The sequence below is a fragment of the Ochrobactrum sp. BTU2 genome (assembly GCF_024539785.1).
Classification (GTDB): domain Bacteria; phylum Pseudomonadota; class Alphaproteobacteria; order Rhizobiales; family Rhizobiaceae; genus Brucella; species Brucella anthropi.
This window is the reverse complement of the sequence record NZ_JAHWRG010000018.1, coordinates 12,118-29,118: the sequence shown is the minus strand read 5'-3', so window position 1 is coordinate 29,118 and position 17,001 is coordinate 12,118. Positions and strand designations below refer to the sequence as shown.

The following is a 17,001-nucleotide window of genomic DNA, read 5'->3' as shown; positions in this document are numbered from 1 at the left end:
ATTTGGTGCATAGAGGTAAGAAACTGAGCATCGTACAGTAAGAAGTACCCGATCTTCTAATGAGTATGCTTCTTGCTGCTATCAACTATGCGTCAGTTTTGAGAATTGCACTTATGAGCTTAACCCATCTTCTGAAAATGACTTTCGGAGGCCATTATGGATGCAATTGGGAATGCGATAAGTTGGGAGAACGAAAGCGGCGGCGTTCCAGAATGTAACGCTGGCCCGACGAAACGGCTGCTGGAACTATCGTCTTTGGCTGACGACCCGCGCCGGGTCGTTGATTATGAGCCGCAAGATGTAGATGACGCAATCGGCAAACTGGTCTATCTCGCAGCCTCAATTATCTCAGGACGGCTAACCCTCGCGAAAAACGAAGTGGCCACAGTTTTGAAGAGTGTCGAAAATATCTAACTGTGATGGAAGCCCGCTCGCGGGCTTCATTTATTTGCGGTCTGTCGCAATCCATTCGCCAGATGATTGATCCTTGGCAAATCCAACCGTCCTCGCAATAGCTTGCGCTGACGGATTTTTTTTGACGTTGGTAACGCACTCGACTACGCCGTTGGCACCGTCAACAGGCCAACAATTCGCTAGTGAGACGGAAAGCTTTTCAAGTTCACTCCTATCCCACAAAAGCGGATTTTTCTCTTCCAGTTTCCTTACGGCAATCAGTGCTTCAGCTTGAGTTGGTACATCGAGTTTAGCGCTCGACGCTGGCTCATCTGGAACGGGACAAAGTGTCGGGTCGGCGTTGATGGCCGCAACTATGTCGGCCTTGGCCAGTGCTTTTGCGTTGCTCGTAGAGTTGGAGACTGCGAACCAAGTACCGCCCGCACCGACTGCGATGCCGGCACTAGCAGCCAGTGCGAGAAGTGCGTTCTGATTCATTAGAGCTCCTTAAAGTTTCAGGTTGAACCAATAGCGCCCCTTAAGACCTTGATAATCGGGAATGTCAATAAAGTAAGGGTCTTTTCGCATAGGCCGAGCAATGGAGACGACCTTTCGACAACTATTTCCGCGATCCGAGTTACCAATGTCTCGATATTGAACATCCTTGTATTGCTGAAGTTCTTTGTTCTGTTCCCTGATCTTGTTGGTGCAGGTGTTGATTGTCTTTTCGCAGCGGTTCGACAGCATTGCGCCGCGATCACTCATATTGCTGGCTTCCTTGAAACCAGATGGACAATCCTCGTAAGGCTGATATCCGGGTTTGCCAGACTTTGCCTCGTGGCAAATGGGCCATGAGAAACCCGGTTTTGCCATGGCCTTGATCAGTTTGGTCATTGGCGGGACACAATAAGGGACGCCATGCCACGAAGGGTTTGAGGATGCTGCGCACAAAAGAACCTGGCAACCCCAAGATGGCGTGCCTCCCGTGTCTTGCGCAATTGCAGCGGATGGCGTCCCGGCGATAGTGCCAAGGCCAGCGAGTGCAAACAGAAGCTGCTTCATTTCAGGTCATCCTCATATTGTAGCGGTTGAAACCAACCCGGTAGGCAACATGTCTCGGGCGTGAAAAGGGGACCGTGTGATGAGATCTCCGGCCGCGTAGCTGCATAGGGCGATAAGTGTGAACGCAGAAAACCAGTAAATTCCAATTCGATAGACCAAGAGCTGATTTGGTATGTCGCGGCATACCGCTGGATAGGCAAAGACGCCGATCAAGAACGCATCGAACGACATTTGCCGTTGTTCGTGGAAAAACAGCGATATGGTGAGGAAAAGGGCCGCGATTATGCCGTGGACCCACCAGATTTTCGACGACGGGATGATAAGCAAAAACGATAGCAAGATGGCCAACAACAAGCAGGCCATGGGATCGCGCGCGAAATTGAGCGCAATATGAGCGATCTCCGCCAACTATCGGTCTGTCCTTCTTGGTTTTCTGCGCGCGTCGGCAAACGGGGGAGAGATCTCGCTTTTGCGCTCTACGAGCAGGTTGAAATCCGCGATTGGCTGACGATCGAGCGTTTTGTCGACTGCCTTACGCCGCCACTCGTTCATATCCAGAACGTAAGTTCCCCACATGCCATATCGCGCCGACATGGCGGCACGCTGATAGCTGAGATATTGAGGGTGGTTGAGGTAGGGTGAATCCACCCTCGCCCAACCCACGCGAAGCATTTCGAGAGCTAGGTCGCGTCCCCGTGATGTGCATCTTGCTCGTGCCATGCCTTCAGCATCATAGCCGACGACACCGCAGGAGACGGCAGACGCCCCGATCGTTCTTTTGAGCCAAGCTTTGGCAAAGGGGCCACAGGGTACAGGCGGCGGTGCTTTCGTGACGTCTCTGTTCGTCCATTTCGGATCCAGCGCCCATTGAGGCAATTCGCACGCGTCAATATCCGCGAGCCGAACTCGTTGGGCATAAGCGGGAAACCAGAGGGTCCGACCATCAATAACCGCGACACGACCCTTGAAGATTGGAAGCGGTGCCGGCTGGCCAGGTTGAACCAGTAAGCTGACAGCTGGCGCGCTTTGAAGAGAGTCAGCTGCGAATGCTGGTGTCGATGCGAGGGCAAATGACATTGCTACGATCAGATATTTCATTGTTGGGCATTCCTCGTCCGTTCGTTTGCCGATTTGCTCAACAGGATGGCAGGATGCTGAACGTCTTCGAATTGCCAGAGGCCTGCCCGCTTCTCACGAGCTTCCTGTTCGGCCACTGCGTATGCTGGATAGTAGGGAAGCCCGTCAGCCTTCAGCGCGGCAAAGGCATAGCCGCTCGTAATCAATACCGTCGCTAAATCGAGGCGATTTCCGCCGATTGTGGCATAGCAAATGACATAAGAAGTATCGGCAGTTTGCGCTACGGGAGCGCACACGGGTTTGGTGTCTTTGATATAAGCGGCGAATACGGCAAGCGACGCCTCACCGCAGTCCTTCTTGTTTCCGGTCGTATCAGTGAAAGCAGTTCCTCGAAGGCATGACTGAACACCATAGAGGCGATAGCGCTGGCCTTCTGAGACCCACGTATCGCCAGTTTCCAAAGTAACGCCCGGCTGGAGGTCGAAATATCCCTCCGGGGCTGCAAAAGCCGTCGTCGATAAAAGGACCATGCAGAGCGATAATAGGGCTGGCTTCATTGGGCCTTCACCCGCGGATCGGCCCACATACCATAGGAGCCGTCTTCTCCAATCTTCTGCGCGTTCTCCAGATCGGGACGCTCTAGCTTCCCGTCTTTCGATTTCGCAATGCGGAGCGCGCCAAGAGAGAGCAATTGCTCTTCGAGCATATCAACCGTGTCCAGGCTCCCGGGGTAATTGTAATAGCCGTAGCACGTCACATTTTGTTTGGGTGCGCTCTCTTCACTAACAAATGCCCGACAAAAGAGAACCTTCGGCGACTGCAACATGATCTGCAGCTGCTGCTTGGCGTAGTCAGTGCAAGAACCAGCAAAATCATCCTTGCGATTGACCATTTCGCCTTTGCAGGCTTCTAGCCCGTACAGATTCAGAAGGGTCTTATCATCAACCCGAAATTCGGTCGGTGAAGTTGCCTTATAGCCCGAGGCGGATGCAAACCCCTTCCGAGCCGTAACTTTTCCGTCGCCGTCATAATACTCAATGACAAGCACGGTCTTCCCGGGCGATGCCAGCGACTTGATGTAGTCCTTGTTGATTGCAGGCGCGGCGATTGCGGCTGTTGCCAACATACAACTGCTCATTGCGATTGCGATGGTTCTCTTCATTTTCTAGCCCTTACCGTCTTGCTTATTCGTTATCCCTATTCATAGGGGGTTTATGATTTGCGAAAAAGCATGTATCACTTAGCCAAATTGGTATCATGCTATTATGAACTTAATCGGTTTTTGCTGCAACCTCAACAGCGCATGTGAGGTCTGCGACAGGAGCTAAAGGGCTAGAATGGAGAGGCTTTCAATCAAAGCGCTATTGTTAAGCGCCACATTGTTCATCCCGTTCGGGATTGCCGCCACTTGCGCAGAAGAAAGAGGCGCAATTGCGCCTTTCGCGCAAGATGGCGACGCCGAGGCCGCAACTCACGACGCATCCGGATCACGCTCGGATTTGACCGTATTCAACCGCCGCTGGACAAGCAAAAGCAAAGAATTTGTCGTGGGTTCCGATGGCATCGTTTCTGCGGAAAATAAAAGCGGCAATGGCACTAATACGAATAACCATATTGGCAACGTCTCCAGCGCCGTTATAGCCACTGGCTCTCTCGCTAGTATTACCAATCCGGCTATCTCTCTTCAGGATGAATCTGCCCGTTTAGGTGATTTGCGTTTTACTAAGCAGGCCGCTGTATCCACTCCCGAATGCGGCCCGTCCCCGCTATCACCAGAGGAAATCAAAACACTGGTCGAACAGGCCGCTCGCCGACATCAAGTCGATGCTCTGTTTGCTACCGCCATCACCTGGGCAGAAAGCCAGTTCGATCGTTCCCGCAATTCAGACAAAGGCGCACGCGGGCCGATGCAGCTCATGCCGGGAACCGCTGAGCGCTTCGGCGTCCGCGACGTCTGTGATCCGGCGTCAAATATTGAAGGCGGCGTTAAGTATCTCCGGGTGCTTTTGGACGAGTTCCAAAACCCCCTGCTTGTTGCCGCTGCCTATAACGCAGGCGAAGGCCGCATCTATGAGTACGGCGGCGTTCCACCTTTCAGGGAAACCGTCGGATACGTCGCAAAAGTCGTCAATTACCAGCTTGGCGTAACCATGCCAGCGCCGAAAAAGAAGCTCGTTGCGAGCGGTCGCAGATCCTCGCCGATCATGGCGAGCGAAACTCAATCCGGGGTCATTGCAGTCAAGAAAACCGGCACCTTCGTTGGTGGCGTGATGCATTTTTAAAGGAGAGAAGGATGATCAACGAACAGAATAAGGTTTGGCATATCAGCGCTTCAAAGCTGGCAGTCTGCCTTGGTTTGCTGGCTGCTGCGCAAATTGTCGGGGCGGATTTGGCGTTTGCACAGTCAGGTGGCGTTAATGGTGCCTTCGCGCCGGTTCAGACAGTATTTCAAGCTATCGTTGATTTCATTAGCGGCCCTATTGGTCGTCTGTTTGCGATCATCGCTGTTATGGCGCTCGGTTTCCTCGCATTTGCTGGCCGACTGTCCTGGTTTCTTGCGGGCGGTGTGATCCTCGGAATCGGTCTTGTTTTCGGTGCTCCATCAATCGTCGACGAGCTGATTAGCACGGTTGGAAACTAGCGATGGCTGAGTACGAGGATGTAAAGCCGCAGCTGACACCGTTGGTAATCGGGTTAACTCGATCTCCCACCATGTGGGGTGTCCCGTATATGGCAGTGGTCGTCGTTATCGGCATCACAATCATAGCATGGCTGGTCAGCAAGTCGTTCTGGACCCTGCTCCTGGCCCCGATCAGCTATGCGGTGCTGTTCTCCCTTTGCGCTTGGGACAACAAAATTCTCGATGTGCTTGAAGTCACCGCGCGCAAAACGCCTCGCACACGCAACAAGTCCTTCTGGGGAACAAATTCGTACGGACCTTAGCTAATGTTGAAAGTCGTCAGAGAAGAACTCGGATTTAGCAAGGTCGCTCATAATGAGCGGCCTATGGCTTCGCATATCCCATATCTGAGGCATATGTCGGATACAGTGATCGGCTTGGAAAACGGCGCACTCTTGTCGGTCATCAAACTCGACGGCCTCTTTTTCCAAACCGAAGATCAAGCCGAACTCAATATGCGCTCGAATGTTCAGAGTACGATCATTCGTGCGCTTGGATCGAGCCGCTTTTCTGTCTGGTCGACAGTAATACGCAGACAGGTTGACTCGGAAATCGGCGGCGCATTCGATGATGCGTTCTGCGAACAGCTGAATAACCGCTATATGAGCCAGTTACGCCATAAGCGCATGTTCGCCAATGAAATTTATTTCTCGATCGTGCGAACTCATATGCGTGGCGCACTCGGCCTCAGCGATATAGTAAGTCGTGCATTCACACGTTCTGGAGGCGCTGAGGTTCGAGATCAGCAAACGCGTGAAACCGTGACCGAACTCGAAGAGCTCGTTTCCAACATGGCGCGCGAGCTGCAGAAATATGGTGCGCGCGAGCTCGGGATAACATATTGCGATGGGGAGCCCTATTCCGAACCATGCGAGTTCATAAATACCATTATAAACTGCGGCGTGCCGCGCAAAATGCGCCTTCCCCGGATGGGCATTCGAAATTACGTCGGAACGTCACGCCTACATTTCGGTAAGCGAGCGATGCAAACGCAAGCCGCCACCGATGAGGACAATCGTTATGGCGCGATGCTCTCTATCAAAGAATATCCGCCATACACCGGTCCCGGAATGCTGGATGGACTGTTGCAGGTGAATCATGAGTTCATTCTGACGCAAAGCTTCACAATTTCCGACAAACCGATTGCGCTGGAGCGTATCACCCGGCTTCAGCGCCAGATTGCCGCGTCGGATGAGTCCGGAAGTGCAGTCGAAAGCGATATCGACTTCGCGCTTAACAGTCTCATGAATCAAGAGGCTGTTTTTGGCATTCACCACTTCTCTTTGCTTTGCCTGTCTCGCGACCTTGAAGGTTTGAGCAGAGCAGTTTCCGAGCTTGGTAGCTGCCTGACCGACATGAACATCAACTGGCTGCGCGAGGACGTGAACCTTGAAGCGTCCTTCTGGGCACAATTGCCCGGCAACCATAGCTATCGTGCGCGAAAGGCCATGCTGTCTTCGGCAAATTTCTCCGGCCTTTCATCAATGCACAATTTCGCGACCGGTCAATCGGACAATCTTCATTGGGGTTTGCCGATCACGATACTAGAGACCACCTCGCAAACCCCATACTGGTTCAACTTTCATCGTCGCGATATTGGTCACTTCCTTGTCACTGGCCCGACTGGCTCCGGTAAGACCGTCGCCCTGACATTCCTGCTGGCGCAGGCGATGCGCATCAGCCCTACCCCTAAAGCAGTCTTCTTTGACAAGGATAGAGGTGCCGAGATTTTCGTGCGTGCCATGGGGGGAGCTTACGAAGTCCTCTCGCCGGGAACACCGACGGGTTTCAATCCGCTTCAGCTGGAAAACACCGGCCCCAATCGTGATTTTCTGCTTCGCCTTTTGAAATCAATGTTGCGATCTAGCGATCAACGCGACTTCAGCCAGGAGGACGCAGACACGCTGGAACGCGCAATTGCCCGTATCATGGAAGAGCCGGCAGCTCAGCGCAACTTACCAAACCTTTCGGGCCTCTTGGTAGGCAGATCGCGGGCAGATGCGAACGACCTGGCGTCAAGGTTGCGTCCTTGGATCGATGGCGAAAAAGCATGGCTGTTCAATGCGCAGCACGATGTGCTGTCATTCTCCGGGCGTAGTGTCTTCGGTTTCGATATGACCAGCATCCTCGGCAACGAGGATATCCGAACCCCCGCACTGATGTACCTTTATCACCGTCTCGATGAGCTTCTGAACGGCGAGCCTGTCATGTTCTTCATGGACGAAGGCTGGCAGCTGCTTATGGATGAAACGTTCAGTCATTTCATCATCGATAAGATGAAAACCATCCGTAAGCTCAACGGAATTGTAGGTTTCGGAACTCAGTCGGCAGCGGATATTGCCAAAGCAAAGGCGTCTCACACCCTTATTGAGCAATCGGCCACGAATATTCATTTCCCGAACCCGCGCGCTGACGAAGAGAGCTACATCAAACGCTTTGGCCTGACGGTTAAAGAATTCAATTTCATCAAAAACACTCCGCCTGAAAAGCGCACGTTTCTCGTCAAGCACGGGAATGACTCAGTCATTGCCCGTCTGGATCTCTCGAAAATGCCTGATCTCGTCAAAGTGCTGTCGGGTCGAAAAGAGACCGTCGAAGAATGTGCTGCGCTGCGGGAACGATATGGCGATGAGCCTGAAAACTGGTTGGCTGAATTCTGCGGATGGGAGAGGAATGATGCATAAGAAAACTGCTCTATGCATATTTTTGGCGTCAGCGACCATGCCTTTGTCAGCATTGGCTGGTGGCGTTCCTGTCATTGACGGGTCGAATTTGTCCGAAAGAACGGTTCGTGATCAAAAAACGTCCGAGATCGAGAAGACGGATAAAGACCGGTTCTCCCTCAACAAGAGCGTAACATGTGCCGTCTACCGACCGGGGCGCAAGGACGATCCCGTTGCAGCCGCCAAAGCCAATCAGGAAATTTCCGGGTTGGTCAAACGAGTGGCGCGCGAAGAGGGTGTAGACGAGAATCTGTTTCTAGGGCTCGTTTATCAGGAAAGCCGCTTTAATCCATGCGCGAAATCGGGCGTGGGAGCTATCGGTTTGGCTCAGTTGATGCCTGATACCGCTAAAGAGTTGGGCGTAGATCCCCATAACATTGAACAGAACCTGCGCGGTGGTGCTCGTTATCTCAAACAGCAGCTCAAGCGCTTCAACGGCAACGCCAACCTCGCTCTTGCAGCGTACAATGCTGGCGCTGGCAACGTTAAAAAATACGGCGGCATTCCCCCGTTTAAGGAAACGCAGGGGTACGTCCGGAATATCACGCAGAAATGGACACCGGCGTTCGGCGGATCAAAGGACCTGCCCATGAACTACGGCGGTGGCGATACAGCATATTCCGGTATGCGGGATTCGACCATCAATGCGATGGCAACGACGCAGGCAACCCAGGAAAGTACCGCCAACGTCGCTTCATGGCTCACGCAGCTCGGCGGTATGCAATCCGGCACAATTCAAGACAGTTGGGATCACAACGCCGGCGCGCGAAATGCGAACCTCGAAATGGTCAACCAGGTGATTGTCCTCGGCAATTCAATGGCCGACCTGCTCAACAGCCGCAATGCAGTTTCAGCCAGTGGCATTTCTGGCGCATCACAATCGTCTGCGTCCAAGAAGAAAGACGACAAGCCCCGAGAAACGACCGGCGTTTGTGATCCCCGTACCGGCCTCGAATGGAATCCGGAAGAAAAGGCTTGCGTTCAGCAGCGTGAACGCGAGGCGAACATCAAACTTAACCTCGATCCTCAATAAGGGAGATTATTATGAAACGACTGATCATTTCGGCGTCAGCGATTGCCGTAGCTTCGGCATCGTTCGCTCCCACGGCGGCTTATGCAGGTGGTGTCCCGGTCATCGATGCTGCCAATTATGAAGTGGCAAAACAAACCTCCGTCACGACTGACAAAATCCTCGGGACAAACAAGGAAATCCTGACAACGGTCGAGGAGACATTGAAGGCCGTTACCGGTGATCGCGGCGGCGATGCCAACCAGATGCAAAACCTGGCCGTCGGAAATGGCTTCAGCGTATCGTCAATGCCCTCTTTTGACAGCCTTATGTCCGGCGGAGTGCCAAATTTTGGTAGCATGGGCGGTGACATCGCCAAAGTGGCATCCACTTTCATCAACGGGCTTCAGCTCGTTAAGAACTTGTCGGGACAAGCAAATAGCAGCTTCAGTGGAGACAAGTCATATGAACAGATGGTCAACACTGTGCTTGGTGTCGCCGCACTCGTAAATGGCTCGCAACAGGCGGTAACGACGCGCCGAAGCGCTTTTGAACAGGCCGGGCAGAGTATCGGTCAGGCAAAGGACATTAAAGGTTCCATCGACCAGAACACGCAGCTGCAAGTCCAAGCAGGGCTGACCATCAATGAACTGATCGGCGTCATGAACGGTGCCGTGTCGTCGTTGCAGACTGATAATCAGCGCCGCCTCACCGACATTTCCAATTCCAAGAAGGTGTTGACGTACAGTGCAAACTAATATCGCAAACATCTTCCTGAAGTTCTTTATCCTCACCGCCATCGCAGCCGGTGTTGCCGGCTGCGGAACGGTCAAGGAAAAGACTGCTCCGTGCAAACGTCCAGCAAATCTCACGTCTTTTGCCGAAGACATTCGGCACGACTGCGGACCTATGGCCTTTATCAATGGCGATCCAGCGACCGCCATTGCTGCAATCAATTCGATAGCGTCGGAATAGTCGGGGGCCGCTATGCATGATTTCTTGAGCGATCTTTTGGAGAGAATTGATAAGTCCGGCGAGAATTTTTCTTCGCAGGCTTACAATATTATCGGCTCTGAAATCACGCCGCTGCTCAAGGTGATGTTCGTCGCCTATGTTGGATATTACGGTATCCAAGTAATAATGGGGACTTCGCGTATCAGCGTGGCCGAAATTGTTACTCGCGTATTCCGCATGGTCTTCATTCTGGCATTGATCAGCAACTGGGGTTACTTCAACGATTTTTTCTACAAGTGGCTGAACAATACTCCTGAAGATGTTGGTCGCGCTATCTTGACGGCCACCAAAACAGGAATTACCGAACCGACAAACGGTCTTTCCATGATTTGGCAGACCGCCAATCAGGCAGCTTCGGCCTTTGCTGAGCAGTCAGGCTATTTTACCATTTTGCCGTCGATGATCGGCTTTCTCATAATGGCCTGCGTGGCAATCTTTATCGCCGTTGCTCTCGCAATACTCGTTCTTGCGAAGGTGATGTTATGGGTACTGATCGGAACCGCACCCATCTTCATCGCCTGCATGTTGTTTGAACAATCGCGCAGTCTCGGGCAGGCGTGGTTCCAACAAGTTCTTCTATATGCACTGATCCCGTTATTCGTATTTGTCGTCGCCGCCTTCCTTATCGCTGCAATGGACCCTGAACTGACGAAGGTATCCGCTGCCGCCACGGAGCGACGCCTTACACTCAGTGATATTTCAGCCTTCCTTCTGCTTTGTTTTGCCGGGGCATTTGTCCTTTTGAACATCCAGGTCCTCGCTCAGGGCATTGCAGGAGGATTGGCCGTTGGTATCGGCGCCGCCGCAACACGGCTTGTTCGCATGACCGGTGTCACCGCTCCAATGCAGATTGCGCGAGCTGGCTTCAAGGGGATCGGTGCGAGCTATCGCGGCGGAAGGTCGCTTTACAATCGTTTTGGCGGTGGCGGCGGTGGTGGTTCGATTTCCCCGACAAGCCAGGGCGCAAAAGAAGCAATGCAAAACCGAATAAGCAGCAACAGCCTGCCTCGCTGATGCTGCAGGTTCATAAGAGGTCAAAGGCCAGATCATGACGGATTCCAGAGAAGCTGCATTGAGAAGTTATTTTCAGGACGGTGATCGTTGGGAGAACGAGATCGTCCGGAAAGCAAAACGTTCAAAGGCCGTGGCATGGTTCGTAACCATCATATTCGGGCTCGTCGCGCTTTTCGCGTTGCTCGCGCTCGTTATGCTGGTTCCGTTAAAGTCGTTCGAGCCTGTGATTGTCGTCGTAGACAAGGCTACGGGCTACATCGAAACCAAAAGCGGGCTGACAAAAGCGCAAAATCTGACGGATTCACGCGCAATTACCCAAGCCAACGTCGTTCGGTATATTAGGACACGTGAAGGCTACGATCCTTACGCGATTGATACAAACTTCGGCACGGCAGCACTGTTATCGACAGGTGATGCCGCTCGCGAATTGCAGGAACAATACAGCGCTGCCAACCCGAAGAACCCGGCCAAGGTATACGGGAAAAACAAGCGGGTGCTTGTCGATGTGAAGTCTGTCACGTTCCCCAACGATTCCACCGCTCTTGTCCGTTTTTCAACGACTGAAAAGTCCGATACCGATGCGATCACCAGACACTATATTGCAGTCGTGCGCTATCGCTATACGGACGAACCAGCCACGAACGAATGGCGGTTTGAAAATCCTCTCGGCTTCCAGGTTTACAATTACAGGCGGGATCAGGAAACCGTCACGGAAGGGAGCAAGGGATGAGAAACCGCTTCCTTCTTGCGGCGGCGTTCTCGACCGTCCTCATTTCGCATGCCCACGCTGCCCAGACGCCTAGGGCTGGCTCGCTGGATTCACGTGTGACCAGTGTCGTCTATCAGCCCAACAATGTCGTCAAAATCTCTGCGACGTACGGCATATCGACAATGATCATCTTCGATGAGGATGAAAAGTTTGAGACCATTTCGCTTGGCGACACAGAGAGCTGGCAGGTTGCTCCAACCGAAAAAGGAAACATCCTCTTCGTTAAGCCGACGGCCAAGAATGTCGTCACCAACATGAACGTTGTCACGACCAAGCGCATCTATTTTTTGGAACTGCACGATTATGCGCCCGAAGCTGGCAGACAAGTCTTTGGCGTCCGTTTCATTTACCCCGAGAAGGATTTGAATGCAGCGATGCGCAAAGAGGCCGAATATCGTGCTGCCAATCCGAATATTTCCAAGATCGATAAGGCTAATGTCAACATCGACTATTCCTTTACCGGAGATACGAAACTGAAGCCGTCGATGGTCTTCGATGACGGCAAGAAGACCTTCTTCAAATTCACCGGTCGGACACCTGCAATTTTCGCAGTAAACAGTGATTTTTCCGAGACATTGCGAAACTTCCGCAAGGAAGGCGAATATCTGGTCGTAGATGGAACGGCAAGACAATACACCCTCCGCGATGGTAATCAGTGGATCTGCATCTTCAATCTTAGAAAGCCGGATTTTGGCGCACCCGATCCTGACATCATGGGTCCCGCACCTGATCATGCGGCAACCAAGAGAAGAAGGAGCGGCAACTGATGAAACAGTCTCCCGAATTGGAAGCACTGGCGGCGGCTGATGACTCCGGTGTCAGCAACAAGAATGCAAAGCGGAACCAAACGGCTGCGATGGCCGTATTTCTGCTGGCCGGTGTAGCTATGGCTTATTTTGTTCTCAAACAGCCCTCGGAGAAGCCGCGCGATCTCGTGCGCAGTGACGAGGAGTTTAGCACGACGTCGTTCAGACCGCCGTCTTTCGTGCGCGATCAGGATCAGCCCCCTGCCGCACCCGAGCCAAATATCATCAACATTCCACCGCCTCCACCGCCACCAGAGCCGGAGCAAGTCGACACCACGACATTTAATGTTCCTCCCCCTCCTCCCCCGACGGTCGCTGTGAACGAACCCGCTCAGGCATCCGCGCCGGAAATTGTTGAAGAATTTCCAGACCGGTTCAAATCGAAGCTGATTCAGATGGATCAAGCGAGATCTGGCGGAGCGAATGGCGGTCTTGGTGGCGATAGTGGCGAGGGAACACCGACTGTTGCTGGTGAAGACAGAAACAGCAAGTTTCTGGCGACGGCCTCGGCAATGGCCGACCGAAATGCCAAGGCTACGAAAATCAAGCGTATCGACGCGGTTGTGCCGGAAGGAACGATGATACCCGGTATTCTCGAAACCTCGATTGTAAGCGATCTGCCAGGCCAGGTTCGCGCCATTACGTCAGAGGACGTCTACAGTTTTGATGGTCGTCGCATTTTGATTCCGACCGGCACTCGACTCATAGGTGAATATCAAAGCGACGTAATGACAGGCCAGACCCGCGTTTTTGTTGTCTGGACCCGCTTACTGCGTGATGATGGTGTAAGCGTGCGCCTGAACTCCGTTGGAACTGACAGCTTGGGTCGTTCGGGTCTCACCGGCATCGTCGATAAAAAATGGCGTGAACGGTTCGGTGCCTCCATCATGTTGTCCGTAGTCGGCGCCGGTGCAAGCTATCTGACAGGTTTTGGTAGCGGTGAAGCCTTCGGTCGTAACAATGATGATGCGAAACGCGGAGAAGAACTAGCCCGCCAGACGATCGCCGACACTTTCTCTCAAATGGCAAATACCGCTCTGAGCGAGAACTTGCGCATCAAACCGACAATCAGCGTCCATCAAGGCGAACGCATTTTCATATTCGTGCGTCAGTACCTCGATTTCTCAGAGCTGTACGACGATCCCGTAACAGAGGCGATGAAGGAAATTCAACGTGAACGCAGGGATAAGTAGAGCGACAACGACCATACAAAGCAGATATTACTTTCTGGATCGGGCACTTGAGCCACTGCGGCCATTTCTCAACGATCCAAAGGTCGTTGAAATCTCGGTCAATAAACCAGGTCATGTCTATGTTGAGCGACTTGGTGCTGATCATATGGAGTTACATGAGGTTCATGCACTCTCAGCAGTTGAGATTCAGAATATCGGTGAACGCGTCGCCGGAGCAACCGACCAGTTCATCAGTAAATCCGCGCCCATCTTAAGCGCTGCGTTACCAACTGGTGAGCGTATTCAGATCGTTCTTCCACCCGCTTCACCGGAGGGCGGATCCATATCGATCCGCAAGCAGGTCTTTAGCAATTTTAGCTTGGAGGAATACAGAGATAGCGGTTCACTGGATAAAGTTTCTGTTGCTGTTGGCGGACTGAGCGACATTGATCGTGTGCTCATCGAATATCTGAAGCAGAACAGAATTTTCGATTTCATCAACACAGCAATCACGCAACGAGTGTCGATGCTGATCAGCGGCGGCACATCATCGGGGAAGACAACCTTTCTGAATGCCTGCCTGAAATCGGTCCATCCGAAGGAACGGATTATCACGCTGGAAGACACCCGCGAACTGTTTCCCATCCAAGAAAACCGCGTTCATCTGGTAGCTTCGAAAGGCGGGCAGGGCACCGCTGACGTCACAATTCAGCACTTGCTTGAATCATCGCTTCGTATGCGGCCTGATCGTCTATTCGTTGGCGAGATACGCGGCGCTGAAGCTTTTGCATTTCTTCGCGCCATTAATACTGGTCATCCGGGTTCTATGTCGACGATTCATGCCGATACGCCGCAAGGTGCCTATGAACAGCTCGCCATGATGATGCAACAAGCGGGGCTATCTGGCGGATACTCGAAGCATGATCTCATGTCGTATATCCGGATGGTCATCCCCATCGTCATCCAGTTGCGTCGCGACGGCGGAAAACGTGGCGTATCGGAGATATTTTTTGCACGAAATGAGGAGCCATGAGCAAGGGTTACAAAGCGGTCTATCTGACATTTTGTGCCGGCATAGCCTTCCTTGTCTGGACCTTAGCTTATGGGGTCGTACTCGGGGTAGTCTATAAAGACAGCCGAATTTTGAATATCACCATCACCGAAAATCCTTTTGCGCCGCTTCAGCAAGTCTGGGCCTACGCGTCCAACTCAACTCTGCAACGAGTTGCCATCGGTGCCTTTTTACCTGCCATCGCCGCCGCCGTATTTGCGGGCCATCTCGGTCTTAAGGCTCACGAAAATCCCTTAGGGGATGCTGCTTTTCAGGACGTCATGGGCCTTCGTCGCGGCAAGTGGTTCCGAAAGACAGGGCACATATTCGGGCGGTTCGGCCGCAATGTGCTGCGAGCGGCAGACAGTCGCCATCATCTGATTATCGGTCCTACACGATCGGGTAAGGGAGCGGGCTATGTCATTCCAAACGCCCTCATGCATGAAGGTTCAATGATCGTATCCGACTTGAAGGGCGAAATTTTCAAGGCGACAGCCGGATATCGCAAGAAGAATGGCAGTCAGGTCTTCCTCTTTGCTCCCGGCTCGGAGAGGACAAATCGTTATAATCCTCTAGATTTTGTGCGACCCGAGCGCGGCAATCGCACAACGGATATTCAGAATATCGCCAGCATTCTGGTTCCCGAAAATGTTGGCTCTGAAAACTCAGTTTGGCAGGGCTTGGCTCAACAGGTCGTAGCCGGAATTATAAGCTATGTTCTGGAGAGCCCCTATTATCACGGACGGCGCAACCTCGGCGAAGTCGTTTCCTTCGTGAACAGTGGCGTTGATCTTCAGGCGCAGATCAAGTTCATCAAGGAAAAAGAGCCGAACCTTTCAAAATATACGGTCGAAAGCTTTAACGCATTTCTTGCATTGTCAGAGCGGGCGGCGGCATCCGCGCTGCTGGATATCCAGAACGCGCTTAGACCCTTCCGAAATGAACGTATTGTAGCCGCGACAGAAGTAACCGACATGGATATCGCCGCCATGAAACGGCGGCCTATCTCTATTTATTTAGCACCTAATATTACCGACATTACAATCTTGCGCCCACTTCTCACTTTGTTCGTGCAGCAAGTCACGAATATTCTGACACTCGAACACGATCCCAATTCGCTTCCTGTCTATTTTTTGCTGGATGAATTTCGGCAGCTTAAAAAGATGGATGAGATTATGACGAAGCTTCCCTATGTGGCTGGTTATAATATCAAGCTTGCTATCATCATTCAGGATCTCAAGAATCTCGACGAGATTTATGGCGAGACTTCGCGTCACTCCCTTCTCGGCAACTGTGGTTATCAGCTGGTGCTAGGTGCCAACGACCAGGCGACAGCGGAATATGCATCCCGGGCACTCGGAAAAAGAACCATCCGCTACAAGTCGGAATCCCGTACCATTGAAATTCTCGGTTTACCTCGGCGCACAAAAGTTGAGCAAATCCGGGAACGCGATTTGATGATGCCGCAAGAAGTGCGGCAAATGCCAGAAAGTAAGATGATCTTGCTCGTCGAAGGTCAACGACCGATCTATGGCGACAAGCTGCGATTTTTCAACACCCAACCCTTCAAATCTGCTGAAGCTTATTCGCAATCGCACGTTCCTGATGTGCCGACGATTGAATATTTGCCCCATAGGCCGGTTCCAGCACTCACGAGCGAATACGCGCAAGACGGGCAACGGGCCGCTGAGCAGACAATTAGCCCCCTGCCCTACAGTCCTCAGTCAGATGAGAAAACTCGGCCGAAAGCCAGCATAACCGCCTCCCCGTCGATTCCTGAATCTGGTGACGGGAACCAAGAAAATACCAGGACGGTCAATCTGAACGTCAAATTGCCATCAACTGGCATAGACAAGAAATCAGCAATCCCACCGGGTTATATCGATGATCGGATAGAAGAAGTCGAAGCGAAACTTAAACCGAGCGCAGAACGATTATTGAAGGCTGTCAACGAGAAAGTTGATGCTTCTGGCACATCCCCTCGAAAGCGGAAAAGTTATCTCGACATATTCAACGCTACTGTCCCGGACCCAGAGGATATTGGGCTGATGACCATTTCCAACTAGCCCGTGAACCCATAAACGCGAACGACTGAGATGGGGTGGCTTTCTGTCTGTCCGCTGCTGACCGCATAAGCTGGAAAAGCTGTCGTTCAATTGCCCGCCGAACTTCGGCAGGGATGCGCCTTCATTCATGTCGTTCATTGATTATCTGACTGTTCGCGAAAGTGG

General features: G+C 52.4%; 20 protein-coding genes. 14 read left to right on the top strand and 6 right to left on the bottom strand.

What is annotated here, in order from left to right; genetic code table 11:
• The first annotated feature begins 156 nt into the window (after positions 1-156).
• Complete coding sequence (locus tag KWJ32_RS24585; RefSeq protein ID WP_151610609.1) at positions 157-414, top strand: hypothetical protein; 258 nt, start codon at positions 157-159, stop codon at positions 412-414.
• Positions 415-444: 30 nt separating this feature from the next.
• On the opposite strand, the gene KWJ32_RS24580 is transcribed toward KWJ32_RS24585, so the two are convergent.
• From KWJ32_RS24580 to KWJ32_RS24555, 6 genes are read right to left on the bottom strand one after another with little or no spacing between them, the layout of a single operon-like run.
• Positions 445-891 (bottom strand): hypothetical protein, encoded by a 447-nt coding sequence (locus tag KWJ32_RS24580; protein WP_151610608.1) that lies wholly within the window; start codon positions 889-891, stop codon positions 445-447.
• 9 nt (positions 892-900) lie between these two features.
• Positions 901-1,455, bottom strand: a complete 555-nt coding sequence (locus tag KWJ32_RS24575) for a hypothetical protein (RefSeq protein WP_151610607.1) — start codon at positions 1,453-1,455, stop codon at positions 901-903.
• A gap of 12 nt (positions 1,456-1,467) precedes the next feature.
• A complete protein-coding gene (locus KWJ32_RS24570) occupies positions 1,468-1,863 on the bottom strand; it encodes a hypothetical protein (protein ID WP_151610606.1) in 396 nt (131 codons plus the stop codon).
• Positions 1,864-2,553 carry a thermonuclease family protein gene (locus KWJ32_RS24565; protein ID WP_151610605.1) on the bottom strand — a complete coding sequence of 230 codons (690 nt, stop codon included), beginning with the start codon at positions 2,551-2,553 and terminating at the stop codon, positions 1,864-1,866.
• Complete coding sequence (locus KWJ32_RS24560) at positions 2,550-3,089, bottom strand: thermonuclease family protein (RefSeq protein WP_151610604.1); 540 nt, start codon at positions 3,087-3,089, stop codon at positions 2,550-2,552. Before KWJ32_RS24560 ends, KWJ32_RS24565 begins: the two co-directional genes overlap by 4 nt.
• Positions 3,086-3,694, bottom strand: coding sequence for a hypothetical protein (locus KWJ32_RS24555; protein WP_105529524.1), 609 nt, complete (start codon positions 3,692-3,694; stop codon positions 3,086-3,088). The genes KWJ32_RS24560 and KWJ32_RS24555 overlap by 4 nt, the downstream gene beginning before the upstream one ends.
• A 175-nt stretch (positions 3,695-3,869) precedes the next feature.
• Between KWJ32_RS24555 and KWJ32_RS24550 the strand changes: the two genes are divergently transcribed.
• From KWJ32_RS24550 to KWJ32_RS24490, 13 genes are read left to right on the top strand one after another with little or no spacing between them, the layout of a single operon-like run.
• Entirely contained in the window at positions 3,870-4,814 is a 945-nt protein-coding gene (locus KWJ32_RS24550) for a lytic transglycosylase domain-containing protein (RefSeq protein WP_151610603.1), read from the top strand.
• An 11-nt stretch (positions 4,815-4,825) separates the two neighbouring features.
• Positions 4,826-5,173, top strand: coding sequence for a TrbC/VirB2 family protein (locus KWJ32_RS24545; protein ID WP_105545309.1), 348 nt, complete (start codon positions 4,826-4,828; stop codon positions 5,171-5,173).
• 2 nt (positions 5,174-5,175) lie between these two features.
• Positions 5,176-5,475 (top strand): VirB3 family type IV secretion system protein, encoded by a 300-nt coding sequence (locus tag KWJ32_RS24540; protein WP_094544258.1) that lies wholly within the window; start codon positions 5,176-5,178, stop codon positions 5,473-5,475.
• 3 nt (positions 5,476-5,478) lie between these two features.
• A complete protein-coding gene (locus KWJ32_RS24535) occupies positions 5,479-7,896 on the top strand; it encodes a VirB4 family type IV secretion/conjugal transfer ATPase (RefSeq protein ID WP_151610602.1) in 2,418 nt (805 codons plus the stop codon).
• A 37-nt stretch (positions 7,897-7,933) separates the two neighbouring features.
• Positions 7,934-8,968, top strand: a complete 1,035-nt coding sequence (locus KWJ32_RS24530) for a lytic transglycosylase domain-containing protein (protein ID WP_192799580.1) — start codon at positions 7,934-7,936, stop codon at positions 8,966-8,968.
• An 11-nt stretch (positions 8,969-8,979) separates the two neighbouring features.
• The gene (locus tag KWJ32_RS24525; RefSeq protein WP_151610600.1) at positions 8,980-9,702 is read left to right on the top strand and encodes a type IV secretion system protein; all 723 of its coding nucleotides are present in this window, start codon (positions 8,980-8,982) and stop codon (positions 9,700-9,702) included.
• A complete protein-coding gene (locus tag KWJ32_RS24520; protein WP_231771635.1) occupies positions 9,692-9,919 on the top strand; it encodes a hypothetical protein in 228 nt (75 codons plus the stop codon). Before KWJ32_RS24525 ends, KWJ32_RS24520 begins: the two co-directional genes overlap by 11 nt.
• Positions 9,920-9,931: 12 nt before the next feature.
• Positions 9,932-10,972, top strand: coding sequence for a type IV secretion system protein (locus tag KWJ32_RS24515; protein ID WP_151610599.1), 1,041 nt, complete (start codon positions 9,932-9,934; stop codon positions 10,970-10,972).
• A gap of 34 nt (positions 10,973-11,006) precedes the next feature.
• Positions 11,007-11,702: a type IV secretion system protein gene (locus KWJ32_RS24510; RefSeq protein ID WP_256886439.1), complete on the top strand. Its 696-nt coding sequence runs from the start codon at positions 11,007-11,009 to the stop codon at positions 11,700-11,702.
• Positions 11,699-12,508, top strand: coding sequence for a P-type conjugative transfer protein VirB9 (gene virB9, locus KWJ32_RS24505; RefSeq protein ID WP_256886438.1), 810 nt, complete (start codon positions 11,699-11,701; stop codon positions 12,506-12,508). Before KWJ32_RS24510 ends, virB9 begins: the two co-directional genes overlap by 4 nt.
• Positions 12,508-13,740, top strand: a complete 1,233-nt coding sequence (gene virB10, locus KWJ32_RS24500) for a type IV secretion system protein VirB10 (protein WP_151610596.1) — start codon at positions 12,508-12,510, stop codon at positions 13,738-13,740. The genes virB9 and virB10 overlap by 1 nt, the downstream gene beginning before the upstream one ends.
• Positions 13,721-14,752 carry a P-type DNA transfer ATPase VirB11 gene (gene virB11 / locus KWJ32_RS24495; protein WP_151610595.1) on the top strand — a complete coding sequence of 344 codons (1,032 nt, stop codon included), beginning with the start codon at positions 13,721-13,723 and terminating at the stop codon, positions 14,750-14,752. The genes virB10 and virB11 overlap by 20 nt, the downstream gene beginning before the upstream one ends.
• Positions 14,749-16,836 (top strand): type IV secretory system conjugative DNA transfer family protein, encoded by a 2,088-nt coding sequence (locus KWJ32_RS24490; protein WP_151610594.1) that lies wholly within the window; start codon positions 14,749-14,751, stop codon positions 16,834-16,836. Before virB11 ends, KWJ32_RS24490 begins: the two co-directional genes overlap by 4 nt.
• Positions 16,837-17,001 lie beyond the last annotated feature (165 nt).